General features: G+C 68.5%; 21 protein-coding genes. 14 read left to right on the top strand and 7 right to left on the bottom strand.

The window, feature by feature from the left end; genetic code table 11:
* From ACQ3HB_RS16210 to ACQ3HB_RS16240, 7 genes are all read left to right on the top strand, one after another.
* The gene (locus tag ACQ3HB_RS16210; protein ID WP_430921333.1) at positions 1-867 is read left to right on the top strand and encodes a DUF4194 domain-containing protein; all 867 of its coding nucleotides are present in this window, start codon (positions 1-3) and stop codon (positions 865-867) included.
* Complete coding sequence (locus ACQ3HB_RS16215; RefSeq protein ID WP_430921335.1) at positions 864-4265, top strand: ATP-binding protein; 3402 nt, start codon at positions 864-866, stop codon at positions 4263-4265. The genes ACQ3HB_RS16210 and ACQ3HB_RS16215 overlap by 4 nt, the downstream gene beginning before the upstream one ends.
* Before the next feature lie 168 nt (positions 4266-4433).
* Positions 4434-4862 (top strand): META domain-containing protein, encoded by a 429-nt coding sequence (locus ACQ3HB_RS16220; RefSeq protein WP_430921336.1) that lies wholly within the window; start codon positions 4434-4436, stop codon positions 4860-4862.
* A gap of 245 nt (positions 4863-5107) precedes the next feature.
* Positions 5108-6112, top strand: a complete 1005-nt coding sequence (locus ACQ3HB_RS16225; RefSeq protein ID WP_430921338.1) for an alpha/beta hydrolase — start codon at positions 5108-5110, stop codon at positions 6110-6112.
* A 271-nt stretch (positions 6113-6383) separates the two neighbouring features.
* The gene (locus ACQ3HB_RS16230; protein WP_430921340.1) at positions 6384-7418 is read left to right on the top strand and encodes a helix-turn-helix domain-containing protein; all 1035 of its coding nucleotides are present in this window, start codon (positions 6384-6386) and stop codon (positions 7416-7418) included.
* Between the two features lie 51 nt (positions 7419-7469).
* Positions 7470-9179, top strand: a complete 1710-nt coding sequence (locus ACQ3HB_RS16235; protein ID WP_430921342.1) for a GNAT family N-acetyltransferase — start codon at positions 7470-7472, stop codon at positions 9177-9179.
* Positions 9180-9260: 81 nt separating this feature from the next.
* Positions 9261-9698 carry a hypothetical protein gene (locus tag ACQ3HB_RS16240; protein ID WP_430921344.1) on the top strand — a complete coding sequence of 146 codons (438 nt, stop codon included), beginning with the start codon at positions 9261-9263 and terminating at the stop codon, positions 9696-9698.
* 72 nt (positions 9699-9770) lie between these two features.
* Here ACQ3HB_RS16240 and ACQ3HB_RS16245 read toward each other — a convergent pair whose 3' ends face one another.
* From ACQ3HB_RS16245 to zapE, 3 genes are all read right to left on the bottom strand, one after another.
* Positions 9771-10370 carry a type II toxin-antitoxin system PemK/MazF family toxin gene (locus ACQ3HB_RS16245; protein ID WP_430921345.1) on the bottom strand — a complete coding sequence of 200 codons (600 nt, stop codon included), beginning with the start codon at positions 10368-10370 and terminating at the stop codon, positions 9771-9773.
* A 122-nt stretch (positions 10371-10492) separates the two neighbouring features.
* On the bottom strand, positions 10493-11722 hold the full coding sequence (locus ACQ3HB_RS16250) for an ammonium transporter (protein WP_430921347.1): 1230 nt from the start codon (positions 11720-11722) through the stop codon (positions 10493-10495).
* Between the two features lie 289 nt (positions 11723-12011).
* Positions 12012-13055: a cell division protein ZapE gene (gene zapE / locus ACQ3HB_RS16255; RefSeq protein ID WP_430921348.1), complete on the bottom strand. Its 1044-nt coding sequence runs from the start codon at positions 13053-13055 to the stop codon at positions 12012-12014.
* Between the two features lie 144 nt (positions 13056-13199).
* On the opposite strand from zapE, the gene ACQ3HB_RS16260 reads away from it, so the two are divergent.
* On the top strand, positions 13200-14105 hold the full coding sequence (locus tag ACQ3HB_RS16260; protein ID WP_430921350.1) for a sulfurtransferase: 906 nt from the start codon (positions 13200-13202) through the stop codon (positions 14103-14105).
* A gap of 70 nt (positions 14106-14175) precedes the next feature.
* The gene (locus ACQ3HB_RS16265) at positions 14176-14616 is read left to right on the top strand and encodes a SufE family protein (RefSeq protein WP_430921352.1); all 441 of its coding nucleotides are present in this window, start codon (positions 14176-14178) and stop codon (positions 14614-14616) included.
* A 92-nt stretch (positions 14617-14708) separates the two neighbouring features.
* On the opposite strand, the gene ACQ3HB_RS16270 is transcribed toward ACQ3HB_RS16265, so the two are convergent.
* Positions 14709-15929, bottom strand: a complete 1221-nt coding sequence (locus ACQ3HB_RS16270; protein ID WP_430921353.1) for an alpha/beta hydrolase — start codon at positions 15927-15929, stop codon at positions 14709-14711.
* Between the two features lie 25 nt (positions 15930-15954).
* Here ACQ3HB_RS16270 and ACQ3HB_RS16275 point away from each other — a divergent pair, with 25 nt between their 5' ends.
* The 4 genes from ACQ3HB_RS16275 to ACQ3HB_RS16290 all read left to right on the top strand — a co-directional run bounded on the left by ACQ3HB_RS16275 (position 15955) and on the right by ACQ3HB_RS16290 (position 21185).
* Positions 15955-16551 (top strand): DUF3000 domain-containing protein, encoded by a 597-nt coding sequence (locus tag ACQ3HB_RS16275; RefSeq protein WP_430921355.1) that lies wholly within the window; start codon positions 15955-15957, stop codon positions 16549-16551.
* Positions 16544-17767 (top strand): HRDC domain-containing protein, encoded by a 1224-nt coding sequence (locus tag ACQ3HB_RS16280; protein WP_430921356.1) that lies wholly within the window; start codon positions 16544-16546, stop codon positions 17765-17767. The genes ACQ3HB_RS16275 and ACQ3HB_RS16280 overlap by 8 nt, the downstream gene beginning before the upstream one ends.
* Positions 17768-17841: 74 nt before the next feature.
* On the top strand, positions 17842-19047 hold the full coding sequence (locus ACQ3HB_RS16285; protein ID WP_430921358.1) for a thiolase family protein: 1206 nt from the start codon (positions 17842-17844) through the stop codon (positions 19045-19047).
* The gene (locus ACQ3HB_RS16290; protein ID WP_430921360.1) at positions 19047-21185 is read left to right on the top strand and encodes a 3-hydroxyacyl-CoA dehydrogenase NAD-binding domain-containing protein; all 2139 of its coding nucleotides are present in this window, start codon (positions 19047-19049) and stop codon (positions 21183-21185) included. The genes ACQ3HB_RS16285 and ACQ3HB_RS16290 overlap by 1 nt, the downstream gene beginning before the upstream one ends.
* 314 nt (positions 21186-21499) lie before the next feature.
* On the opposite strand, the gene ACQ3HB_RS16295 is transcribed toward ACQ3HB_RS16290, so the two are convergent.
* Together ACQ3HB_RS16295 and ACQ3HB_RS16300 are read right to left on the bottom strand one after the other, a co-directional pair.
* Positions 21500-22477, bottom strand: coding sequence for an aldo/keto reductase (locus ACQ3HB_RS16295; protein WP_430921362.1), 978 nt, complete (start codon positions 22475-22477; stop codon positions 21500-21502).
* Positions 22474-22893 (bottom strand): MerR family transcriptional regulator, encoded by a 420-nt coding sequence (locus tag ACQ3HB_RS16300; protein WP_430921364.1) that lies wholly within the window; start codon positions 22891-22893, stop codon positions 22474-22476. Before ACQ3HB_RS16300 ends, ACQ3HB_RS16295 begins: the two co-directional genes overlap by 4 nt.
* Before the next feature lie 105 nt (positions 22894-22998).
* On the opposite strand from ACQ3HB_RS16300, the gene ACQ3HB_RS16305 reads away from it, so the two are divergent.
* Complete coding sequence (locus ACQ3HB_RS16305) at positions 22999-23586, top strand: dihydrofolate reductase family protein (protein WP_430921366.1); 588 nt, start codon at positions 22999-23001, stop codon at positions 23584-23586.
* Here the strand turns inward: ACQ3HB_RS16305 and dxs are convergent.
* Positions 23544-25511, bottom strand: a complete 1968-nt coding sequence (dxs, locus tag ACQ3HB_RS16310) for a 1-deoxy-D-xylulose-5-phosphate synthase (RefSeq protein WP_430921368.1) — start codon at positions 25509-25511, stop codon at positions 23544-23546. The genes ACQ3HB_RS16305 and dxs overlap by 43 nt on opposite strands.
* Between the last annotated feature and the right edge of the window lie 97 nt (positions 25512-25608).

Below are 25608 nucleotides of genomic sequence, written 5' to 3' on the forward strand. Positions count from 1 at the left end.
ATGACGGACGAAGCTCTCGCGACGGACGAGGCACCGGTGACGAGCGAAGATCCGGCGACGGATGCGGCCACCGATGACCCGTACACGGACGACGCGCCGGAATCGGCTGACGGCACCATCGACGGCGGCGCAGCGCGCGACGCTGACGACGCAGACGATGCCACTGACGACGACACCGTCAGCGACGACACCGTCAGCGACGACCCGACCTTCGCGCTCTTCGAAGGCGACGAGGGCCGCCTCAGCCTCGACCAGCGACGCACGCTCGTCGCGCTCCTGAAGCACCGCTACATCAGCCCTTCGCAGCACCCGCTCGAGTGGCGGACGATGCTCGCCGCGGAGTCCCTCTTCCGCTCGCGCTTGAACGAGCTGTTCCTGGAGCTCCAGATCGACCGGAACGCCGAAGTGGCCTTCAAGCGCCAGGCCTCGTCGGAGAGCGGTCGTCGCCCGTTCCCGACGCTGCTCCACGACACGGCGTACACGCGCGAGGAGACGATCCTGCTCGTGTACCTCCGCACTCGCCTCCGCAACGAGCGCGCGGGCGGCACCGAGAACGTCGTCGTCGACCAGCAGGAGCTCCTCGACTACGTCGCCGGCTTCCGCCCCGCCCACGCGACCGACCGATCCCGCGACGAAGGCCGCGTGGAGCGCGCCATCGAGAAGCTTCTCTCGGTGCGCGTCCTGCTGAAGACGAAGGACCTCAAGCGCCACCGCATCGCCCCGGTCGTCGAGACGCTGCTCCCGCTGGAACGACTCGAGGAGCTCCTCGAATGGCTTCAGACGCAGTCGGACGACGCGCCGGCCGGGGACGAGCACGAGACCACGCCGGCGACGTCGCCCGCACCCGCAGGAGAGGAGACGGCGTGACCGACTCGATCGCAGCACCAGCCCTCATCGACGTCGTCGAGCAGTGGCGGGTCGAGACCATGCAGCTCATCAACTGGGGAGGCTTCGACGGCTACCGCTCGGTCGACTTCTCCCCCAGCGCGACCCTCATCTCCGGCGCGTCCGGCACGGGCAAGAGCTCGCTCATGGATGCGTACCTCGCCGTCATGATGTCCTCCGACGTTCCGTTCAACGGCGCCTCGAACGACGCGACGGGCGGCCGGGCACGCAGCCCGGAGCAGCGCAACCTCCTCACCTATCTCCGTGGCAAGGTCGACTCGACCCGCGATCCCGTGACGGGCACGCTCCGCGACATCAACCTGCGCGGTGCAGAACAGATCACCTGGGGCGCCCTCGCCGTCACCTTCGCGAATGACGACGAGCGTCGCTTCACCGTCCTGCGCGCCTACCTCGTGCCCCGCCGCGCCCAGCGCACGGGAGACATCTCGATGACGATGGCGACGATCGACGACTCGTTCGATCTGCGCCGCCTCGAAGAGTTCCGCGCCAAGCGCTTCGACGCCGGAGAACTGCAGGGACGCATCCCCGGACTCGTCGTCCGCGACACGTACGCGGAGCTGTCCTACGCGCTCTACACCCGCCTCGGCATCGGGTCAGGCGGCGACGGCAGCCGCGCCATGCGCCTGCTCGCGCGCATCCAGGCCGGCCAGAACCTGCCGACCGTCGACGGCCTCTACAAGTCGATGGTCCTCGAACGACCAGGCACCTACGACGCCGCCGATCGCGCGATCGCGCACTTCGGCGCCCTCGACGAGGCGTACGCGGCGATGGAGACGGAGAACCGCAAGGCTCGTGTGCTCGACCGCCTCCCGGAACTGCACACCGAGTACGTCGACGCCGTCGAATCGGCGCAGGTGCTCGACGTCATCGGCGTCACGGGCGACGGTGACACCCCGTTCACGCTGTGGCGGAGCAGACGGCACGAATCGCTGTTGGAGGACGCCGTCGATGCCAACCGTCGCGCCAGGGCCGACGCCGCTGCCTCCGTCGAGGCCGCTCGAGCCGCGAGCAAGGCGGGCGAGGTGCAACTCGTCCAGCTCGAACAGCAGATCGCCGAGCAGGGCGGCTCCGCGCTCCGCCGGCTCGAGGAGCGCATCGAAGGACTCGAGACGAAGCGCACCGAGACGAACGACGCCCGTTCGACGCTCGAGGACCGCTTGGCCCCGCTCGAGGCGCCGATCACCTCACGCGCCGACTTCGACGAAGCGCGCTCCGCGAGCGAGACGTTCCTCGAACGCTTCGACGGCGCCCGGTCCGTCCTCGACGACGCGCGCGCCGCCCTGCAGCGCGAGGGCTACCCGCTCGAACAGCGCAACACAGAGCTGCGCCAGGAGAAGTCCTCGCTCGCCGGCCGCCAGGGAGCCGTGTCGCACCGCCTCCACGACGCACGTCTCGAACTCGCGAAGGCCGCGGGCCTCTCCCCCGAGCAGCTGCCGTTCGCGGCGGAACTCATGGACGTCCGTCCCGACGAGGAGCGGTGGCGCTCCGCAATCGAGGTCACGCTCTTCCAGGTCGCGCGAACGCTCCTGGTCGACGAGAACCTCCTCGACGACTTCGGGCGCAGCATCGACGGCGTCCGCATCCCGACCCGTCTGAGCTTCGAAGGCGTGCGTCTGGGCGACCGCGAGGACGTCGACGCCGATCCGGACCGGGTGTCCGGCAAGGTCGTCTTCAAGGACTCGCCCTTCAGCGGCTGGGTCCAGGACCGCATCAGCTCCGAACGGGTCGACGCCGTGTGCGTCGACGACGCCTCAGAACTGGGCGACGGCGGACGCCGGGTCACTCCGACCGGCCAGATCCGCGACGGACGCCGTGGATCGCACGGCGAGACCGGCGCGGCACCGATCATCGGCTTCACGAACGACGCTCGCGTCGCCTCCATCGAGCTCGAAACCGCCGATCTCGCACGTCGACTCACGGAGCTCGCCGAGCGGCAGCGCTCGGTTGCGGCGGAGCTCACCTCGCTCGAACGCGAACGCGTCGCGCATCGGTACCTCCTGGACGCGGAGTGGACGTCGATCGACGTCGCAGCGATCGACCAGGAACTCGCCGAGGCACGTGGAGAGTACGACCGGCTGCTCGAATCCAGTGACATCCTCACCGATCTCCGCCAGCAGGCAGCGAAGGCGAAATCGTCACTCGACGCCGCGAACAAGCTGCGGTACGTGTCCGAGGAGCGACTCCGCATCCTCGAAGAGGAGCACGGGCGCCTCGTCGACGAACAGGATGCCGCGACACACGTCATCGACCGCGTCGAGCGATCCGGCGGCGTCGACCTCACCGAGGACCAGGCAGCGCGTATCGAAGATGCCCTCAAGACGGTCGGCGATGCACACGACCTCGTCGGGTTCACCGAGACGGTCAAACGCCTGACCGCCAAGCTCGGCGACGAACTCGCGACGGCGCTCCACCGTGCCGAGCGCGCACGGGACGCGCTCGAGAACATGTTCGACAACTACCGTTCGCTCTGGTTCGACCCGAACCTCGGAACGGGCGTCGAATCCTACGCCGACTACCGGGCCATCCTCGACGCCATCATCGGCACGGGGCTGCCGGAACGGCGCAAGGAATGGCGTCGACGCCTCGCTCAGTGGAGCGGTGAGGACCTCGTTCCGCTCAGCGGGGCGTTCGACAGCGCGGTGGAGGAGATCGAGGACCGCCTCGTGCCCGTCAACGACATCCTGCGCGACCTCCCCTTCGGCGCCAATCACGACCGACTGAAGATCGTGCTGCGCCGTGGGCACCGCGAAGAACTGGCGGCCTTCCGCCGGGAGCTCAAACAGCTCTCGGGCGATACGAGTGGAACCCTCGACGACGACGCCCTCGAAGCGCGCTTCGAGCGGCTGCGGAACTTCATGGACACCATTCGGCTCCCTGAAGCGTCCGACCGGCCTGCGGCATCGAAGCGCGACCAGTTCCTGGATGTGCGTCGCCACGTCGAGATCACCGCCGTCCGGTACGACACGGCGGGCAACGACCTCAGCGTGTACTCCTCGCTCGGCGACAAGAGCGGCGGCGAGACCCAGGAGCTCGTCGCGTTCATCGTCGGCGCCGCACTGCGCTACCAGTTGGGCGACGAATCCCGACCGCGGCCGAGGTTCGCCCCGGTCCTCCTCGACGAGGGGTTCATCAAAGCCGACTCCGAGTTCGCGGGCCGCGCAGTCGCCGCGTGGCTGCGTCTCGGCTTCCAGCTCGTGATCGGCGCGCCGCTCGACAAGGTGACCGCGTTGGAGCCGTACATGGACACCCTCCTGTCGATGCGGAAGCACCCGACGACCAGGCACTCCTACATCACGGACATCACGAGGGCCGTCGTCGAGGAGCCTGCGACGAGTGCCGCCGTCACGGCGGTTGTGTAGGCCAGCCACGTCCGGGCTCGTCGACCGTCCGGGCCGCGGGCGCTGGCGCTGGCGCGAGAACGGACTCGACCGGACGCCGGATCGCGCTGTCCGTCATCACGCGGAGCGCGTCTGTCGCTAGCATCGGTCCAGGAGCGTCGGCGAGGGCCGTCGCGGAACGGGGTGGACATGCACGGGTTCCGAATCGGAACGATCACGACGGCGGCGGTCGCCGTCGTCCTGCTCTTCGCGGGCTGCGCGTCATCCGTGCCGGGGGATGCCTCCAGCACGACGCCGTCGAGCGAGTCCAGCGGCGCCGGATCCGCGGACGCGGTCGGGATCGTCGGCGTGTGGGGCACCGAGGACCAGGGGAAGCCGTCGCTGACCTTCGGCGAGGACGGCGCGCTCTCCGGAACGGACGGCTGCAACCGCCTCGTCGGGAAGTGGACGGCTGACGCAGGGACCGTGGAGTTCGGCCCCCTCGCATCCACCCGGATGGCCTGCGAGGGTGTCGACACCTGGTTGTCCGACGGCGTCTCCGGCACCTACACGGACGCCGAGTTGACCGTGCTCGACAGCGCTGGGAAGACGATCGGCACGCTCGAGCGCTCGAACTAGTCCGCTGCCGACGCTCCAGCATCCCGACTCGCCACGGTTCGGACGGGTCGTTCCCCGGTCTTGCCACGGTTCGGAAGCGTCGTTCCCCGGTCTCGCCATCGCCCGGTGCAGCGGGCATCGCCGAGCCGCCATTCGGCGGGCCGGGCCATCCGGTTCGAGTCCGGACGGCGGTTCCGAATCCTCGGACCGTCGGAGAAACTCGACACAGGACACAACGAGGTGTCCCTGACCGATGGAGGTCCACCATGTCGACGAACACCACCACGCCCTTCCCCGCACCGCCGTTCGACGTCGAACTCGCGGCGGCGCTCACGACCGTCGCCGAGACCATGCCGTCGACGCTCACGCCCGAGATGATCGCTCCCATGCGTCAGGCGATGGCAGCTCTGCCCGCGGGCGCCAGCCTCGACGCGCTCCTGGCCGGACGCGATGTCGTGCACACGGAACGCACGATTCCCGGGCCGGAGGGCGACCCCGACATCGTCGTCTCGATCTTCCAGAAGCGCGATCACGTCATCGGCGGCCCCGCGTTCTTCCACACCCACGGCGGCGGCATGATCATCGGGGACCGCTTCACGGGGATGGACGCCGTGCTCGAGTGGGTCGAGGAGTTCGACGCGGTCGCCGTCACGGTCGAGTACCGTCTGGCGCCGGAGCACCCGGATCCCGCACCGGTCGAGGACTGCTACGCGGGTCTGGTCTGGACGGCAGAGCATGCGGACGAGCTCGGTTTCGATCCGGAGCGGCTCGTCATCGTCGGTGCGAGCGCGGGAGGCGGGCTGGCGGCCGGCGTCTCGCTGCTCACGAGAGACCGCCGTGGGCCCTCACTCGCCGGGCAGGTCCTCATCTACCCGATGATCGACGACCGCAACGACACCGTGTCAAGCCATCAGATCGACGGGTTCGGCGTCTGGGACCGCGGCAGCAACGACACCGGCTGGGACGCGCTCCTCGGCGATCGTCGCGGCACGGACGCGGTCTCGATCTACGCCTCCCCGAGTCGCGCCGAGGACCTGTCCGGGCTCCCTCCCGCATTCATCGACGTCGGCTCGGCAGAGGTCTTCCGTGATGAGGACGTCGCCTACGCCTCGCGCATCTGGGCATGCGGCGGCATCGCAGAACTGCACGTGTGGCCTGGCGGGTTCCACGGCTTCGACATGATGGCACCGCACGCCGCCGTCTCGGTCGCGATGCGTGAGACGCGCACACGTTGGGTGCGGCGTCTCCTCGGCCACTCGCCCGCCTGCTGAGCCTTCTCGCCCGTCCCTGTCGCCCCTGCCCTGCCGCGGTGGTTGCACAATTCAGGAACATCCGCACAATTCAGGAATGTAGGGGCCGAACACGCGGCCAATCGTCCTGAATTGTGGAAACGTTCCTGAATTGTGCAACCCCGGTCGGAAGCGTTGGGCAGAGGGAGGCGGGCGTTCGAGGGACGAGGGGTGGTGGAGGACGCACGGCCGCTCGACGACGTAGGGTTGGCGGAGCGACGACGGAGCGCACCCGAGCGATGGAGTGATCGAGATGCAGGAACTCGCAGGACGGCTCGGGGCGCTCGACCCGGAGGCGGGCGAGAGCCTCAAGGTGATCGCGTACTTCGACGCCCTCGTCAACGGACGAGCCGATGCGGCGGCGCTCCTCCGCGGAGCGGCAGTGCTGACCGGGTGTGCGGTCGGCGTCGTCGCGGGCGGGCTCCTCCTGCGGATCGGCGGCGATCTCCCCGAGCACGCCCCGGACGCGGCACCGCAGACCGGACGCTGGCCGGAACACACCGTCTCTGGGACCGCCCGCGTCTGGCTGGAGCGGGCGGGCTCGCCACACGCGAACGACGACATGGTCCTCGAACGCCTCGCGCTCGCTCTCGCGATCACGCTCGAACGCTCAGGAACGCGCGCGGCCGCCAGGCGAGCGGTCGATGTGGCCCTCGATGCGAACGCGTCCGCCGACGATCGTGCCGTCGCCGCGTCACGACTTCGTCTCGACCCGCACGCGCGCCACGTCGTCATCGCCGTCCCTGTTGCGACGATCGCTCCAGACGGCCACCAGAGCGTCCTCGACACCCGATTCGGGCGGGTCCGAGCGGTCATCCGCCGTCACGATGCGACACCTGAGAACGGCTTCGAACACGCTGGGATCGGGATGCCGTCCGCAGCGCACGAGCTGCCGGAGTCCTTCGCTTCGTCCGTGCTCGCGCTGCGCCTCACGACTCCGCGCGAGCCCATGCAGAGCGCGGAAGCGCTCGGGCTCCTCCCCTGGCTCCTCGACGCGGCGGACCACCGGCCGGCGCCACATCCAGACGTCGTTGCGGTTGGAGCGGTGGCGGCCGAATCCCCTCGCGCGCTCGACGTGCTCGAAGCGCTCGCCTCGACCGAGAGCGTCCGCGCGGCCGCGGCGTCGCTGGGGCTGCACCACTCCACCGTTCAGGCGCGGGCTGCGGAAGTCGGCGAACGTCTCGGGTTCGACCCCCGCACGCCGTCCGGCCGGACCCGGCTGCTCCTCGCCGTGCGTCTCCACGTTGCATCGACCGTCGTTTTCGCCGACGGGGACGCATCCGCCTGAAGCGATGCGAACGAGTTGTCCTGGCGGCGATGCGTGTGGTCGACTGAACGCATGACCGCACGCTCCAACCGCTCAAACCGCTCCGCCCGTCCCATGCGCTCCTGGCGCCCGAACGTCGCAACGTCGCTCTTCGGCATCGAGAACCCGATCGTCCTCGGTCCCTTCGGCGGGCTGTCCTCGGTCGAGCTCACCGCAATCGTCAGTGAGCGGGGAGGTCTCGGCTCGTTCGGGCTCTACGGGTACGATCGCGACCGCATCCGTGAGACCTGGGCGGCCCTCCGCGCGCGCACGGCCAAACCGATCAACCTCAACCTGTGGCTGCCCCTCGACGGGGATCAGGACATCGCACCGGACGATGCCGCCTACGACGCGTTCGTCGAGGTCCTCCGGCCGTACTTCGACGAGGTGGGGCTCGAACCACCCGCCCGACCAGCGCGCTACCTGCCGTCGTTCGAAGAGCAGTTCCAGGCCGTCCTCGACGCTCGACCAGAGGTGCTGAGCTTCGTCTTCGGCGTCCCATCCGCGGAGGTCATCGCGCGTGCACACGACGCCGGCATCATCGTCGTCGGAACCGCCACGACGGTCGACGAGGCCATCGCGCTCGAAGCGGGCGGCGTCGATGCCGTCACGGCGAGCGGCCAGGAGTCCGGCGGTCACCGCGTCTCGTTCCTGCGGCCTGCGGAGGAATCGCTCATCGGCACGTTCTCGCTCGTCCCGCAGGTGCGCGACGCCGTCTCCGTGCCGGTCGTCGCGGCGGGCGGCATCGCGGACGGCCGCGGAGTCGCCGCAGCGCTCACCCTCGGCGCAGACGCCGTGCAGATCGGCTCCGCATTCCTCGCCACGAGCGTCTCCGCGGCGAGCTCGGCGCATCGCGACGCCCTCCGTTCGGCTGACGCACGACGGACGGTCCTCACGCGGGTCATGAGCGGCCGTCTCGCCCGCGGCATTCCCAACCGGGTCGTGCGCGAACTGGAGGAACGCCTCCATACTGAAGGGTCGGACGCGCTCGCCCCGTTCCCCGTGCAGAACTGGCTCACCGGGCGATTCCGCGCCGCCGCGACGACGCAGGACCGACGCGAGCTGCTCTCGCTCTGGGCGGGTCAGTCCTCACCCCTCATCGCCACGGACGACGCGGACGAGCTCATCGACACCGTCCTCGGCGAGGCCGGGCGGATCCTGCCGGACCGTTTGCTCCCCGTCATCGCGCCGACCGACGTCTGGAGCGTCGAGCACGAGGTCCGCACCGAACGGCTCGTGCTGCGCCCGCATCGCGCATCGGACCTCGACGACATGCTCGCCTTCCACAGCGACCCGGAGGTCACGAGGTACCTCCCGTGGCCCGTGCGCGATCGCACCCAGACGCGAGCAGCGCTCGACGTCCGGTTGGGACAGGGCGCCGCGAGACGCGAGGGCGAATGGCTCGTGTTCGCGATGGAGGTCGCCGAGACGTCGACCGTCATCGGCGAGGTCCTCCTGAAGCGCGCGGACGACGCGAACGGCGTCGGCGAACTCGGGTACGCGATGCACCGCGACCACCACGGGCTGGGGCTCGCCCGTGAGGCGACGGAGGCGATGCTTGAGCTCGCGTGGAATCGGTTCGGGCTCGCTCAGGTGGTCGCGTACGTCGATCCTCGGAACACGGCGTCATCGGCCCTCCTCGAACGGCTCGGGTTCTCCCGGGCCCTCGACCTCGATGTCGAAGACGACCCGGAGCGCGGCATCGAGGAACCGCTGGTCGGCTTCCGACTGTTCCGTCCCTGACCTCCGCTCCGGACGCTCGTCGCCGGTGGGCGCGGCCGATCCGACTTGACAGAATCCTCGCTCGAACATATGTTCGAATGCATGACTGGGGAACGTGCCTGGCCCCCGATTCAGATCGGCGAGGACGAGTGGATCATCATGCGAACCGAGCGCAGCCGTCCTGCCGCGCTCGTGAAGCGATTCGCAGGCCAGGGGAACCCTGACCGGCCGGCTCGGAGCTACTTCCGCTGCGTGACGTGGGCTGAGCGCTCAGCTGACCGCCGGCTCATCGGGCGCTTCCGCACCCTCGACGAAGCCGATGCCGCGGTCGTCACGCCCTCGACCGAGGAGTTCCGACCCAGCGCTCAGCACCGAAGCAGCCAGCGGGATGCCACGGCGCCGAACCGCCCACGGGCACCGGCGGCGGGACCATCCGACGTCCGGCAGCCGCCGAACAGCGCAGGCCAGCGCACGGACGCGTGGGAGCAGGGCGCAGTCCCGTGGGACGCGGCTCCCCGGCGCACGAACAGGTACGCGTGACTCCTGCGCCTGTGCGCGGCATGAACCGATGACCGGTCACGGCCGACTCTCGGTCTCAGCACAGCTGCACGGTCAGCGCCAGCCGTACCGCTTCCGGAGCGCGTCGGCGACGAGGTCGAAGCGCTGCACATCGAGGGTCGCGGCCTCTCGTCGCATACCGGTGGGGTGCACGAGGAACACCCGATCGAGGTTCGCCCAGCTCGGCCGCCCGGCGGCATCCCATCGCCCCGTTCCGAGCGGCACGAAGTCGCCTTGGTGCGAGTGGTCCTTGCTCGTCAGCTGCACCACGAGGACGACGTCGCCCGCGGTCCGCGCGACCACGAGCACCGGACGATCCTTGCCTCGCCCGTCGCGTTCCTCGAACGGCACCCACGTCCAGACGATCTCGCCCGGGTCCGGGTCGCCGTCCGTCTGCGGGCTGTAGCTCAGCGACACCGCTCCGGCGCGCTTCGGATCGACCTCGACGGTCGCGTCGGCGCCGAACTGACCGGGTGACGCGTCGCTCACCGGTGCGGTGCCCGGGCGGCCGAAGACGGTCGGCTCGGTGCGAGGCGCGTGCGGCGCCGCAGGCACGCCCGTCGGACGCTGCGACGACCGCGGCGGCTGTGACCTGGTGGGCGTCGGGCTGAGAGCGGAGACGACCCTGCGGAGGATCGAGGTGAGCGATGCCATCCGGGCAGACTATCGCGAACACACGGAGGGCACGCAGAACGGGCGCCGTCCCGGAGGACGACGCCCGCTCAACGTGCTGTGTGCGCTGTGCGTGCTGCGTGTGCCGTGTGTGTGTGCGAGGACTACTCGACGAGGGCGTATCCCTCTTCACCGTGGACGCTCGTGTCCACACCGGCGATCTCGTCCTCGTTCTTGATGCGGAAGCCGAGCGTCTTCTCGATCACGAAGCCGACCACGAAGGCGACGATGAACGAGTAGATCAGGACGGCGAAGGCCGCGATCGCCTGCACGGCGAGCTGCTCGAATCCGCCGCCGAGGAACAGGCCGGTGCCGGTGGCGAAGAGGCCGAGGTAGAGCGTTCCGAAGAGGCCGCCGACGAGGTGGATGCCGACCACGTCGAGCGAGTCGTCGAAGCCGAGCTTGAACTTGAGCTCGACCGCGATGGCGCAGATCGCACCGGCGAGGACGCCGAGGAGGAGCGCCCAACCGGGGCTCAGGTTGGCGCAGGCCGGCGTGATGGCGACGAGGCCGGCGACGGCACCGGATGCAGCGCCGACCGAGGTGGCCTTGCCGTCCTTGAACTTCTCGACGACGATCCAACCGATGATCGCGGCCGCGGTCGCACCGAGCGTGTTGACGACGATCAGGCCGACGTTCGCGAGTTCGTTGAGCCATTCGGCACCGGCGTTGAAGCCGAACCAGCCGAACCAGAGGATGGAGGCGCCGAGGAGCACGAGCGGCACGTTGTGCGGCTTCGTGATGCCCTTCTGGAAGCCGATGCGCTTGCCGAGGACGAGGGCGAGGGCGAGGGCTGCTGCACCCGCGTTGATGTGGACCGCCGTACCGCCCGCGTAGTCGATGACCTCGATGCCAGCGTCCTTGCCGAACAGCGTCGTGCCGAGGTTCATGATCCAGCCGCCGCCCCAGACCCATGCAGCGATCGGGAAGTACGCGAGAGTCGCCCAGATGCCGGAGAAGATCATCCAGGAGCCGAACTTCGCACGGTCGGCGATGGCGCCGGAGATGAGGGCGACGGTGATGATGGCGAAGGTCGCGCCGTACGTGGCTCCGAGGAGGCCCGTGTTGCCGTCCTTGCCAGCGGCGAGTGCCGTGAGGCCGAAATCGGCGAACGGGTTGCCGGCGAAGTCGGTCGGGCTGCTCACGGCGGACATGCTGAAGCCGTAGAGGATCCACAGCACGCTGATGAGGCCGAGTGCGCCGAAGCTCATCATCATCATGCTGACGACGCTCTTGGCCTTCACGAGACCGCCGTAGAAGAATGCGACGCCGGGGGTCATGAACAGCACCAGGGCGGTGGCTGCGATTCCCCAAGCAATACTGCCTGTGTCCATTGGTTTTCCTCACACATCGTGATCTTGCAAAGGATGACCGAGGTGGTGCGGGTGCCGGGATGCTGTGCATCACCACTCGGGATCGGTACAGGGATCAGTCTGGGGAGTCGAAGTTTCATCGCGAGTGCCCCGATGTTTCGAGCGCGTTACGTGAAGTGCTCTCAGGTAAATAGCGTGTTTCGGGGCGCGCGAATGGGGCCCATCACCTGGTGGGACGGCCGGGCAGCCCCGTCTGCGGGATGGAACCGTCGCGGTTCGGACGCGCGGAACAGGCGGCCGGAACGCCGCTCTACGCGCGTTCCATCGCGGTGAGCGCGATCATGCGAGACATCGCCCGCAAGTACTTCTTGCGATAGCCGCCGCTCAGCATGTCCCCGCCGAAGACCTCGTCGAGCGCCGTTCCGGTCGTGATGACGGGGATCTGCGCGTCGTACACACGGTCGATGAACGCGACGAGACGGAGCGCCTCGTTCTGGTTCGTGGTCTCGTGGACGCCCGTGATCGCGATCAGGTCGACGCCTTCGAGGAGCTTGATGTACCGCGACGGGTGGACGGTAGCGAGGTGCCCGATGAGCGCGTCGAAGTCGTCGACCGTCGCGGTGCGGCCGGAGGCGAGGAAGCGATCGACTTCAGCCGTGAGCGTCTCCTCCGAGCCCGTGACGGCGTGGCCCTCGATGCTGCGACGACGGTAGTCGGTGCCGTCGATGCGGAAGGTCTCGAAGTTCGCGGAGAGGGCGTGGATCTCGCGCAGGAAGTCCGCGGCCGCGAAGCGCCCTTCGCCGAGGGCGTTCGGGGGCGTGTTCGAGGTTGCGGCGATCTTCGTGCCCGTCGCGACGAGTTCGCTCAGGAGCCGCGTCATCATCATCGTGTCGCCCGGATCGTCCAGCTCGAACTCGTCGATGCAGATGAGCGTCGATCCCTTGAGCTCCTGGACGGTCGCGGCGTAGCCGAGCGCGCCGACGAGGGCCGTGTACTCGATGAAGGTGCCGAAGTACTTCTTGGGACCGGGCGCCGAGTGCCAGAGTGCAGCGAGCAGGTGGGTCTTGCCCACACCGAAGCCGCCGTCGAGGTACACGCCGGGGGGCACCGGATCCGCCTTCTTCTTTCGGGAGAAGAAGCCTCCTCCGCCTGACGACTTCGCCGCGAAGAACCCGCGCAGCTTCTCGACCGCGGCCGCCTGCGAGGGGTACTCGGGGTCCGGACGGTATGACTCGAAGCTCGCCTCGTGGAACTGGCGCGGCGGGCGGAGGCTCGCTGCGATCTCCGAGCCGCTGACGACCGGCGATCGGTCGGTGAGGCTGCCGGGAACCGCTGGGCTCGAAGGGGTGGTCACGCAGGGCACCTCGTGTGTCGAAGTCTTACCGGAAGGGATGCAAGGGGGTCCGACCCCGCGTAGATTCGAGGAGGACAGGCTCCCAGCCTAGACGCACATCCGACCCGCACACGTCGCCGCGATCCGGCGCAACTGGAGGTACCCATGACCGTCGAAACCGATTCGTCGTCGACCAAGTTCGCCGAGTACGCGCACCCTGAACGCCTCGTGACCACGGACTGGCTGGAAGCGCACCTCGGCGATGCCGGCCTCGTGGTCGTGGAATCGGACGAGGACGTGCTCCTGTACGAGACCGGACACATCCCCGGCGCCGTCAAGATCGACTGGCACACCGACCTCAACGACCCCGTCGAACGCGACTACATCGACGGCGAGGCGTTCGCGACGCTCCTCGGTTCCAAGAGCATCGCCCGCGACTCCACGGTCGTCATCTACGGCGACAAGAACAACTGGTGGGCGGCGTACGCGCTCTGGGTGTTCAGCCTGTTCGGCCACGAGGACGTCCGTCTGCTCGACGGCGGTCGCGACCGCTGGATCGCCGAGGGTCGGGAGATCACGACCGAGGAGTCGACCCCGGCGCCCGTCGAGTACCCGATCGTCGACCGCGACGACAGCGTCCTCCGTGCGTACAAGGACGACGTGCTCGCCCACTTCGGCAACCCGCTCATCGACGTCCGCTCCCCCGAGGAGTACAGCGGCCAGCGGACCACCGCGCCTGCATACCCCGAGGAGGGCGCCCTCCGCGCCGGTCACATCCCGAGCGCGCAAAGTGTGCCGTGGGCGAAGGCCGTCGCCGAGGACGGCACGTTCAAATCCGCTGCCGAGCTCGACGCCATCTACCGCGAGGGCGCCGGTCTCTCCGAAGGCGACCAGGTGATCGCGTACTGCCGCATCGGCGAGCGGTCGAGCCACACGTGGTTCGTCCTGCAGCACCTCCTCGGCTTCGAGAACGTCCGCAACTACGACGGCTCGTGGACCGAGTGGGGCAGCGCCGTACGGGTCCCGATCGTCCAGGGCGCCGAAGCCGGAGAGGCACCTGCCGCCCGCTGATCCGTCTCGCAGGCGCGGTTGGCGTCGCAGGGTGTGAAGCGCCCGCCGGGCGCGCGATACTGGAAGCACCATGACTGACGTGACACTCGCTCCGAACCTCGCCGAGATCCGCGATGAATTCCTCGAACTCGAGGAACGCGCCCGGTTGCAACTCCTCCTCGAGTTCAGCAACGAACTGCCGGAGCTCCCCGAGCGCTACAGCGAGCACCCCGACCTGCTCGAACAGGTCCTCGAGTGCCAGGCGCCGGTGTTCTTCTTCGTGGAGGTCGACGACGAGCAGATCGTGCACCTCTTCGCCACGGCTCCTCGCGAAGCACCGACGACGCGTGGCTTCGCGAGCATCCTCGTGCAGGGTCTCGAGGGCCTCACGGTCGACGAAGTGCTCGCCGTCCCGGACGACTTCCCTCAGATGATCGGTCTGTCACGGGCCGTCTCGCCGTTGCGCCTGCGTGGCATGTCCGCGCTCCTCGGCCGCGCCAAGCGCCAGTTGCGGGAACGTCAGGCGTCCTAGCTCCACTCCGGTCACTGAGCGTGTCGAGGTGCGCCCTTCGACACGCTCAGGGACGGGAACACAGCTCAGGGACCAGGACGAGGGATCCGCGCTCAGCGCCCCTCCGGCAGAGGGACGAGCTCCTCGAGCCAGTCCGCGACGGCCGCACTCCATCGTTCCGGATCGTAATTCCACAGCTTCGTGTGCCGGGTGATCCGGAATGGCACGAACGTCACGATGTCGGGCCGCGCCTTCGCGAGCGCACGTGACGGTCCCGACGGCACGTACCCGTCGTCATCGCTGTGCATCAGGAGGATCGGCAGCACGAGGTCGCCGGCGTTCGCCACGTAGTTCAGCCTGGCGAGGTCGATGCTCGTCGCCTGCCCCGTCAGCAGGCGACCCCAGTTGCGGCTGATCGCGAGCAGTGCGACTCGCCCGACGAGGCTCGGGATGCGGTTCTCCTTGGCCTGGTGCTGGAGGACGTCGACCCAGTCGATGACGGGCGAGTCGAGGGCGACTGCTCGGATGAGTTCCGGGTGGCTCGTCCGGCGCGAGGCCTGGAGGACGATCGCTCCGCCCATCGACCAGCCCATGAGCACGATGTCCTCCGCGCCGTGCTCCCGCGAGAACGCGATGGCGGCGTCCACGTCGCGCCACTCCTCGTCGCCGAGCGAGTACCGGTAGTCGGGAGTCGGGGGCGCATCGCCGTCGTTCCGGTACGACACGAGGAGGCACGAGTACCCGGCGGCTCGGAACGTCGGAACGGCGCGGAGGGCTTCCGATCGCGTCGTCCCGCGGCCGTGCACGAGGACGGCCCACTTCGTCGACGGTCCGGACTCCGGATGCACGAGCCACGCGGGCGCGGGGCCGAGATCGGTGTCGACGACGACGTCCGTGTACGGGATCGGCAGGTCTTCCGGCCGGCGGAAGAACCACCCGCTGAACTCCGACTCCTGCCCGACGCGCAGGGCGTCGAGATCTCCACCGAGGAGCGTTCTGACGACGGACGTGTCAGTGGTCTCGACGATGTCGCCGAGCTGGACGTACGCCGCCCGCCTGGCGACCCAGCTCCCGTATCGACCGGGGACCACGGTGTCGGGCGTCGCGACGAGCTCGACGAGCCGGTTGTCGAGGTCGAGTCGCAGGATGCGGGCTTCACTCGGCCGGTCTCGGGCGGGGACGACGACCTTCCTGGCGACCGCTCCGATGAGCGCCACTCCTGCCGCGGCGGACGCGACGACGACCCCGAGGCCCGTCAACGCCACGGCCGTGGTGATGCGAGCGCTGCCGGGTCTGCGCCCCCTGACGTGATCGGCGTGCCTCTGCGGTTTCATCGGGATGTAACTCTAGTCTTCACACGTGGCAGACAGACCGATGACGGCGAAGGTTCCCGAAGAGTTCGCACACGCGGTGGACTCCGTTCGTGCAGCCTCCGCGAGGCCCGAGCTGCAGATGCTCGAGATCCCCGCACCCAACAACCTCGCGCCGTATGCGATCGCGTTCGCTGCAAACGTCTCGCCGACGCGGCACGATGCGGACTCCGAGCTCGGAACGGGACGATTCGTCCTCCTCTACGATCCAGACGGCTCCGATTCCTGGGGCGGGCGCTTCCGCGTCGTGTGTTTCGCGCAGGCACCGCTCGAGACGGAGATCGGACTCGATCCGTTCCTCGCTGAGGTGGCGTGGTCGTGGCTCGTCGACGCCCTCGACGCGCGCGGCGCGAACTACACGGCCGCTTCCGGCACCGCCACCAAGATCATCTCGAGCGGCTTCGGCGAGCTGGCGAGCCAGGGCGACGGAGCGCAGATCGAATTGCGCGCGTCCTGGACGCCGCTGGACAACCAAGTTGCCTCCCACGTGGAAGGTTGGGGAGAATTGCTGTGCATGCTCGCCGGCCTCCCGCCGACGAGTGAAGGGGTAACCCTGCTCTCACTGAAACGAGCTCAACGTGACTGAACCCGCCATCGATGCGGTTCCGACGGTACGAGCCGTCACTGACACCCGCGAGGCCTACCTCGACTCGCTCAAGGTCCTCGCCGCCGGAACCGGCCCGTTCGCGCTCGACGCGGAACGCGCGTCCGGCTACCGCTACTCGCAGCGTGCGTACCTCATCCAGGTCTTCCGCCGCGGCGCGGGCGTCTTCCTCTACGATCCGCCTGCCATCGGTTCGATGGCGGAGCTCGGCGAGCTGATCCAGGGCGAGGTGTCGGTCCTGCACGCGGCGAGCCAGGACCTCGCATGCCTGCGCGAGGTCGGCGTCGATCCGTCCGAGGTCTTCGACACGGAGCTCGGAGCCCGCCTGCTCGGACTCCCCCGCGTCGGTCTCGGCGCCGTCGTCGAGGAACTGCTCGGCATCCACCTCGCCAAGGAGCACTCGGCCGCGGACTGGTCCACGAGGCCGTTGCCTGCTTCCTGGCTCGAATACGCCGCCCTCGACGTCGAACTGCTCGTGGACGTCTACGACGGCCTCGTCCAGCGTCTCGATGAAGCGGGCAAGACGGAGATCGCGCGCCAGGAGTTCGCCGCGACCCTCGCGCGGGAGACCAAGGCTCCGCGTGCCGAGCCGTGGCGCCGTCTGTCCGGCGTGCACGCCATCAGGGGGCTCAGGAATCTCGCTGTGGCCCGTGAGCTCTGGCTGGCACGCGACGCGCTCGCTCGAGCCCGTGACACCGCTCCGGGCCGACTCATTCCCGATGCATCCCTCACGGCGGCCGCGAAGGTGAACCCGCCGACCAAACGCGAGCTCCTCGCCATCAAGGAGTTCCGTGGACGCACGAGCCGGACGGACGTCGACGTCTGGTGGGCGGCGATCACCGAGGGCCAGACCACGGAGGACCTCCCCGTCAACCGTCCGGCCAGCGACACGCTCCCTCCACCACGCAGCTGGGCTGACAAGAATCCAGACGCGAACGCGCGGTACACGGAGGCGCGTGCTCGCGTGACCGCCATCGCCGAGGAGATCGGCATGCCCGTCGAGAACGTCCTCACGCCGGAGACGCTTCGCCGCGTGTCCTGGACTCCCCCGGCGACGATCACCGCTGAGACGATCGCCGACGTCCTCAGAACCTACGACGCGCGACCGTGGCAGATTGAAGCAACTGCACAGACGATCGCCGATGCCTTTGTCGATTCCGCCCAACCGCAGGTGGAGTCAGAGGAAGACCCTTCGTAGGAAGCGCACCACGCGGACACCCGGTCAGTCGGCCCCTCTAGTATCGTCCTCGAAAGCCGATTAGAGGAGGCAACGTGGCCGAACAAGCTGACGTCGTATTCGTGGATGGAGTCCGGACCCCGTTCGGACGTGCCGGCGAAAAGGGCATGTACTGGAACACCCGAGCGGACGATCTGATCGTGAAGGCCATCATCGGCCTGCTCGAGCGCAACCCGTCCGTCCCGAAGGAGCGCATCGACGAGGTGGCCATCGCGGCCACGACGCAGCAGGGCGACCAGGGCCTGACGCTCGGCCGCACGGCCGCGCTCCTCGCAGGACTGCCCAAGTCGGTTCCCGGCTTCGCCATCGACCGCATGTGCGCTGGGGCGATGACCTCGGTCACGACGCTCGGCAGCGGCATCGCCTTCGGCGCGTACGACCTCGTCCTCGCGGGCGGCGTCGAGCACATGAGCCGCCACCCGATGGGCTTCGGCGCCGACCCCAACCCGCGCTTCCTCGCCGAACGCCTCGTGAGCGAGGACGCGCTCAACATGGGCAAGACCGCGGAGCGCATCCACGATCGCTTCCCGTCGCTCACGAAGGAGCGGTCCGACCGCTTCGGCATGCGCAGCCAGCAGAAGGTCGCCGCCGCATACGCCGCAGGCAAGATCCAGCACGACCTCGTGCCCGTCGCACTCCGCAGCGAAGCGGGCTGGGGCCTCGCCACCGGCGATGAGGGTCTGCGGCCGGAGACGACGATGGAGGGCCTCGCCGGCCTGAAGACGCCGTTCCGCCCCCACGGCCGGGTGACGGCAGGCAACGCCTCGCCGCTCACCGACGGTGCGACCGTCAGCCTCCTGTCGAGTGCTGCTGCCGCCAAGGAACTCGGCCTCACGCCGAAGATGCGTCTCGTGAGCTTCGCGTTCGCCGGCGTCGAGCCGGAGATCATGGGCCTCGGCCCCGTCCCCTCGACCGAGAAGGCGCTCCGCAAGGCCGGCCTCACGATCAACGACATCGGGCTCTTCGAGCTCAACGAGGCATTCGCCGTGCAGGTGCTGTCGTTCCTCGACCACTTCGGCATCGACGATGACGACCCGCGCGTCAACCAGTGGGGCGGCGCCATCGCGATGGGCCACCCGCTCGCAGCATCCGGCGTGCGCCTGATGATCCAGCTGGCCGCCCAGTTCCAGGAGCACCCCGAGGTCCGCTACGGCCTGACCGCCATGTGCGTCGGCCTCGGCCAGGGCGGCTCCGTCATCTGGGAGAACCCGTACTTCACCGGCAAGAAGGGAAAGAAGTGATGACCGACTACGCCACGATCGATTTCTCGGAGCTCCTCGCTCTGTCCGAGGACGAGGTCGTCACCCACTCCTTCGTCAAGGACGTCACCGTCCCGAGCGGCCGCACCATCGCGCTCGTCACCCTCGACAACGGTCGCGACCACACACGTCCGAACACCCTCGGCCCCGTGACGCTGCTCGAACTCGACGGCGTGCTCGAAGGCCTCCGCAAGCGCGCGACGGCCGGCGAGATCGACGGCGTCGCCATCACGGGCAAGCCGTTCATCCTCGCTGCCGGCGCAGACCTCAGCAAAGTGGGCGACGTCCCCTCACGGGCTGCGGCGCGCAAACTCGCCCAACTGGGCCACCACGTCCTCGGCAAGCTCGACGGGCTCGGCGTCCCCACGTTCGTGTTCATCAACGGACTCGCGCTCGGCGGAGGCCTGGAGATCGGCCTGAACGCCGACTTCCGCACGGTCGACGCCTCCGCGCCGGCCGTCGCACTGCCAGAGGTCTTCCTCGGCCTCATCCCCGGCTGGGGCGGCGCGTACCTGCTGCCGAACCTCATCGGCATCGAGAACGCGCTCAACGTCGTCATCTCGAACCCGTTGAAGAACAACCGGATGCTGAAGGCCAAGGACGTCTTCGAACTCGGTATCGCGGACGCGATCTTCCCGTCCGCGAACTTCCTCGAGGACTCCCTGAAGTGGGCCGACGGCGTGCTCGGCGGCGTGAAGGTCGAACGGAAGAACGTCCCAGGCAAGGTCGAGCGCACGATCAAGTGGCCCATCGCCATCTCGACGGCGCGCAAGATGCTCGAGAGCCGGATCGGTACCGTCGCCAAGTCGCCGTACGCAGCCCTCGACCTCCTGGAGGCCGCCCGCAGCGGTACGAAGGAGCAGGGGTTCGAACGCGAGGACGAAGCACTCTCCGCTCTCGTCGCGGGTGACCAGTTCCAGGCGAGCATGTACGCCTTCGACCTCGTCCAGAAGCGTGCGAAACGTCCGGTCGGAGCTCCTGACCGTTCACTCGCCCGACCCGTCACGAAGGTCGGCATCATCGGCGCCGGCCTCATGGCGAGCCAGTTCGCGCTGCTCTTCCTCCGCCGGCTCCAGGTCCCCGTGATCATCACCGATCTCGACCAGGGACGCGTCGACAAGGGTATTGCGCACATCATCGGCGAGATCGACACGCTGCTCGGCAAGGGACGGGTCTCCCCCGACGAGGCGAACCGGCTGAAGGCGCTCCTGTCCGGCACGACCGACAAGGCCGACTTCGCGGACTGCGACTGGGTCATCGAGGCCGTGTTCGAGGAGGTCGGCGTCAAGCAGGCCGTCTTCGCCGACGTCGAGCAGTACGTGTCCGAGACGACCGTCCTCGCGACGAACACCTCGTCGCTCTCTGTCGAGGAGATCGGCGCGCAGCTGCAGCACCCCGAGCGTCTGGTCGGCTTCCACTTCTTCAACCCGGTCGCCGTGATGCCGCTCCTCGAGGTCGTCAAGGCACCGAAGACGGACGATGAGACGCTCGCGACGGCGTTCGCGACGGCTGCGAAGCTCAAGAAGAGCGCGATCCTCACCGCGGACGCACCCGGCTTCATCGTGAACCGCCTCCTCGCCAAAGTCATGGGCGAAGCGGCGCACGCACTCGACGAGGGCACCCCGCTGCTCACGGTCGAGAAGGCGTTCGCACCCATCGGACTGCCGATGACACCGTTCCAACTCATCGACCTCGTCGGCTGGAAGGTCGCCGCGCACGTCCAGGACACGATGGTCGGGAAGTTCCCGGACCGCTTCTTCGCCTCGGACAACCTGCACCGGCTCGCCGACCTCGACTCGGTCGTCGAGAAGGAAAAGAGCGGCAAGGTCACGGGCTTCACGAAGCAGGCCCAGAAGGTCCTGACGGTCGGGAAATCGCCTCTCACCGAGGCCGAGATCCTGCGCCGCGTCGAGGATGGTCTCGCAGCGGAGATCAAGCTCATGCTCGATGAGAACGTCGTCGCAGCCGCTGAGGACATCGATCTCGGCCTCATCCTGGGGGCCGGGTGGCCGTTCCAGGACGGCGGCGCGACGCCGTACCTGGACCGCGTCGGCGCGAGCGAGCGGGTATTCGGTGACACGTTCCACCACCCGCCCATCCGCGGGGTCGAGAACATCTAGCGTTCTCTGGGCGCACGGAAACGGCCGTGGCACGATGCATGCGCATCGGCCACGGCCGTTTCCGTGCGCCCCGGCCCCACCCCGGTCCCCAGCCAGCGGTCCCTGAGCCCGTCGAAGGACGGAGGAGCACAACTCCTTCAATCCGGTGCTCGGCGATGGGCGCACCCGCGGGATTCCGCGGATGTGGCTCGGCACCCAGTCGAAATTGAAGGAGTTGTGCTCGTTGGAGTTGGCGCTTCGACAGGCTCAGTCACCGGAGGGCGTCCGGGCGGGCGAACAATGACCTGGCGAAGGGGACGGAGCGGCCGGCGAGGTCAGCGGTTGAGCGGCGACATGTCTGCGTAGCGGTCGCCGACGGGAGCGCTCAACGCGTCGAGCTTCGCCAACTGCTCCGCCCCGAGGACGAGCTCGTCGGCTCCGAGGTTCTCCTCCAGGTAGCTGATGCGCTTCGTGCCGGGGATCGGCGCGATGTCGTCGCCCTGCGCGAGCAGCCACGCGAGCGCGACCTGTGCCGGAGTGGCTCCGATCGATGCCGCGACCACGTCCACCTCTTCGACGATGGCGATGTTCGCACGCAGGTTCTCGCCCTCGAATCGCGGGTTCGCCCGGCGGAAGTCGCTCTCGTCGAGCGCGTCGAGGGATCGGATGGCTCCTGTGAGGAAGCCGCGACCGAGCGGCGAGTAGGGGACGAAGCCGATGCCGAGCTCACGCACGGTGGGAAGGATCTCCGCCTCCGGCTCACGGCTCCAGAGCGAGTACTCGGTCTGGAGCGCGGTGATCGGGTGCACGGCGTGGGCGCGACGGATCGTCTCCGGCGAGGCTTCCGACAGTCCGATGTGCCGGATCTTGCCCTCCGTGACGAGCTCTGCCAGCGCACCGACGGTGTCTTCGATGGGCGTTCCCGGATCGACGCGATGCAGGTAGTAGAGGTCGACGGAGTCGGTGCCGAGGCGCTTGAGGGAGCCTTCGATGGACAGCCGCACGTTCTCCGGGCTGCCGTCGGACCCCCGCTCGTTGTCCGTCGTGTGGCGGATGGTGCCGAACTTTGTTGCGAGGGTGACCTCGTCGCGTCGGCCGGCAAGGGCCTTCCCGAGGAGCTCCTCGTTGGTGTACGGCCCGTAGATCTCGGCGGTGTCGAAGAACGTGACCCCGAGGTCGAGGGCGCGGTGGATGGTGGCGGTCGACGCGATGTCGTCCGTCCCAGCGCCGGTGTAGAACGCGGACATGCCCATGCAGCCGAGGCCGATCCGTGCGATGTCCGGTCCGTTCGAGCCGAGCGTGATGTGTTTCATCGGTGTGCCACCTGTTCCGTGTAGAGGGTGATCTTGTGATCGATGACCTCGAGCGAGTGCTGCATCTCCTCGAGCTTCGCCACGAACGCGATCCGGTGCCGCAACAACAGTTCGAGTCTGGCCTCCGCGGTGTCGTCGCCCCGTTTGGCGAGTTCGGCGTAGTCGCGGACGCGAGCGATCGGCATGCCTGTCGACCGCAGCCGAGTGAGGAAGATCACCCAGTTGATGTCGGATTCGGTGTACCGCCGGTGCGTCGACGATGCGCGGTCGATGGGCCGCGGCATCAGTCCGGTTCGTTCGTAGTACCGCAGCGTGTGCACGCTGAGGCCGGTCCGCGCGGCGACGTCGGAGATCGCGAAGCGCTCATCCGGCGCCGGTTCGGAGGCCGGAGCGACAGCGGATTCGGTTGAGGTCATGTCGGCAACGATACGACTTCGAGCGCACTCCAGGTCAAGCGTTCGCGGTCGGCTTCACCTGGCTCGCAGCGGGCCGTTGTCTGTGGTCTCGGGTACCGTCGCCGCATGACGAACAGGATCTACTCCGTCGCGAGCTCGATCGACGGCTTCATCGCAACTCCCGAGGACGATCTCGACTGGCTCCTCCGCTTCGGTTTCGAAGAGTTCCAGGAGCACTACGACGCGTTCTTCGCCCGGATCGGTGCACTCGTGATGGGCTCTGCCACCTACGAGTTCATTCGCGCCTCGGGACCGGATGCATGGAGCTACGGGGAGCTTCCGGTCTGGGTCCTCACGACCCGCGAGCTCGAGGCCATCGAAGGCGCGAACGTGACGTTCGTCGAGGGCGACGTCGGTGGGCTGCTGGCGCGGATCGATGCTTCCGCAGGAGGCAAGGACGTCTGGATCGTCGGCGGCGGGCCCGTTGCCGCCCAGTTCGCCGCCGCGGCCGCGCTCGACGAACTGTGGCTCACCGTCATGCCGGTCGTGCTCGGTGAGGGCAAACCGCTCCTGCCACTGCGCGAGATCGATGACGCCTACCGGCTCGTGGGCACGACGCCGTTCCCGAGTGGCGCCGTCGAGCTCCGCTATGCGATCGGCACGCCTGCCGGTCAGTCGCGCGAAGACTCTGAACGCTCGGACTCCGCGGGATAGTGGGAAGCGCCCTCAGCGTCCTCGGGCAGTGGGCGGGCAACGGGGATGCGCGAACCGAGCACCTGCGCCACGACATCGCGGGCGATCTGCTGCGCGGAGAGCCCGGTGTCCTCCAGGATCTGCTCGCGTGACGCGTGGTCGATGAACTCGTCGGGGAGACCCAGCTCGTCCACGGCAGTGTCCACACCTGCCTCGCGCAGGCTCTGACGGATGCGCGTGCCGACGCCGCCGACACGGATGCCGTCCTCGATCGTGATGACGAGCCGGTGTTCCGCGGCGAGGGTGATGATCGACTCCTGCACGGGGACCACCCAGCGCGGGTCCACGACGGTCGCGCCGATCCCCTGGTGTTCGAGTCTGGCTGCCACGTCGAGCGCGATGGGCGCCATCGGCCCCACGGCGACGATCAGGACGTCGTTCCGCTCCGAGCGGTGCAGCACGTCGGTGCCGTCGTGCAGACGCTCGAGAGCCTCGATGTCGGCGGCGGCGTTGCCCTTCGGGAACCGGATGACCGTTGGTGCGTCGTCGACGGCGACGGCCTCGCGCAGTTCCTCGCGGAGGCGTGATCCGTCGCGGGGCGCCGCGATGCGGATCCCCGGTACGACCTGGAGGACGGCGAGGTCCCAGATGCCGTGGTGGCTCGGGCCGTCCGGGCCCGTCACTCCAGCGCGGTCGAGGACGATCGTGACCCCGGCCTTGTGGAGCGCGATGTCCATGAGGAGCTGGTCGAAGGCGCGGTTCACGAAGGTCGCGTAGACGGCGACGACGGGGTGGAGTCCCCCGTAGGCGAGCCCTGCGGCCGAGGTGAACGCGTGTTGCTCCGCGATCCCGACGTCATGGACACGCTCCGGGTACTTCTCGGCGAAGTCGTACAGCCCGACCGGTCGCAGCATCGCGGCGGTGATGCCCACGACGCGCTGGTTGTCGTCGGCGATCGACACCATCTCGTCGCTGAACACGCTCGTCCAGGACGGCTTCGACGACGAACCGACGGGCTCGCCCGTCTCCGGGTCGATCTTCCCGACGGCGTGGAACTGGTCCGCGGCGTCATCGCGCGCGGGCTGGTATCCGCGACCCTTCTCGGTGATCGTGTGGACGATGACGGGGGCACCGAAGTGCTTCGCCTGGGTCAGCGCTTCCTCCATGGCGTGGAGGTCGTGACCGTCGACCGGGCCGATGTACTTGATGTCGAGGTTCGAGTAGAGCGCTTCGTTGTTCGTGAGGCGTGCGAGGAAGCCGTGCGTTCCTCCCCGGACCCCACGGTAGAGCGCGCGACCGGGAGCACCGAACATGCTGAACGCGCGCTGGCTGCTCTCGCGGAGCTTGCCGTAGGTGCGACGGGTGCGGACGTCGCTCAGGAAGCGTGCCATCCCGCCGATGGTGGGCGCATAGGAGCGGCCGTTGTCGTTCACGATGATCACGAGGTTGCGCGTGTTGTCGTCGCTGATGTTGTTGAGCGCCTCCCACGTCATGCCGCCCGTGAGCGCGCCGTCGCCGACGACCGCGACGACGTGTCGCTCCTTCTGGCCCGTCATCTCGAAGGCGCGCGAGATCCCGTCCGCCCAGCTGAGCGAGCTCGACGCGTGCGAGCTCTCGACGATGTCGTGCACGGACTCGGAGCGCTGCGGATACCCGGCGAGCCCGCCGCGCGTGCGCAGCTGCGTGAAGTCCTGACGGCCCGTGAGGAGCTTGTGGACGTACGACTGGTGCCCCGTGTCGAAGACCATCGGGTCCTGGGGCGAGTGGAAGACGCGATGCATGGCGATCGTCAACTCGACCACGCCGAGGTTCGGGCCGAGGTGCCCGCCCGTCTTCGAGACGTTGGAGATGAGGAACGCGCGGATCTCCGATGCCAGCTGCTCGAGCTGTTCGATCGAGAGCCCGTCGAGGTCGCGCGGGCCGTTCACATGCTCGAGTAGTGTCACCCTGTCGTCCCTCCGATCGGCCGTTCGGCCTCGTTCGAGTCTACGCGTTCGTCCTCCACGGGCGTGCCCGTGGCGCGGCGTCGAAGCGCCTGCTATG

Origin of the sequence: Plantibacter lichenum (assembly GCF_050587525.1) — a bacterium.
GTDB lineage: Bacteria > Actinomycetota > Actinomycetes > Actinomycetales > Microbacteriaceae > Plantibacter.

Bases quoted from the DNA above. Each gene is read 5' to 3' on its own strand.
- ACQ3HB_RS16210 (WP_430921333.1), top strand. From the start codon at position 1: ATGACGGACGAAGCTCTCGCGACGGACGAGGCACCGGTGACGAGCGAA.
- ACQ3HB_RS16220 (WP_430921336.1), top strand. From the start codon at position 4,434: ATGCACGGGTTCCGAATCGGAACGATCACGACGGCGGCGGTCGCCGTC.
- ACQ3HB_RS16225 (WP_430921338.1), top strand. From the start codon at position 5,108: ATGTCGACGAACACCACCACGCCCTTCCCCGCACCGCCGTTCGACGTC.
- ACQ3HB_RS16230 (WP_430921340.1), top strand. From the start codon at position 6,384: ATGCAGGAACTCGCAGGACGGCTCGGGGCGCTCGACCCGGAGGCGGGC.
- ACQ3HB_RS16235 (WP_430921342.1), top strand. From the start codon at position 7,470: ATGACCGCACGCTCCAACCGCTCAAACCGCTCCGCCCGTCCCATGCGC.
- ACQ3HB_RS16240 (WP_430921344.1), top strand. From the start codon at position 9,261: ATGACTGGGGAACGTGCCTGGCCCCCGATTCAGATCGGCGAGGACGAG.
- ACQ3HB_RS16245 (WP_430921345.1), bottom strand. From the start codon at position 10,370: ATGGCATCGCTCACCTCGATCCTCCGCAGGGTCGTCTCCGCTCTCAGC.
- ACQ3HB_RS16250 (WP_430921347.1), bottom strand. From the start codon at position 11,722: ATGGACACAGGCAGTATTGCTTGGGGAATCGCAGCCACCGCCCTGGTG.
- ACQ3HB_RS16260 (WP_430921350.1), top strand. From the start codon at position 13,200: ATGACCGTCGAAACCGATTCGTCGTCGACCAAGTTCGCCGAGTACGCG.
- ACQ3HB_RS16265 (WP_430921352.1), top strand. From the start codon at position 14,176: ATGACTGACGTGACACTCGCTCCGAACCTCGCCGAGATCCGCGATGAA.
- ACQ3HB_RS16270 (WP_430921353.1), bottom strand. From the start codon at position 15,929: ATGAAACCGCAGAGGCACGCCGATCACGTCAGGGGGCGCAGACCCGGC.
- ACQ3HB_RS16290 (WP_430921360.1), top strand. From the start codon at position 19,047: ATGACCGACTACGCCACGATCGATTTCTCGGAGCTCCTCGCTCTGTCC.
- ACQ3HB_RS16295 (WP_430921362.1), bottom strand. From the start codon at position 22,477: ATGAAACACATCACGCTCGGCTCGAACGGACCGGACATCGCACGGATC.
- ACQ3HB_RS16300 (WP_430921364.1), bottom strand. From the start codon at position 22,893: ATGACCTCAACCGAATCCGCTGTCGCTCCGGCCTCCGAACCGGCGCCG.
- ACQ3HB_RS16305 (WP_430921366.1), top strand. From the start codon at position 22,999: ATGACGAACAGGATCTACTCCGTCGCGAGCTCGATCGACGGCTTCATC.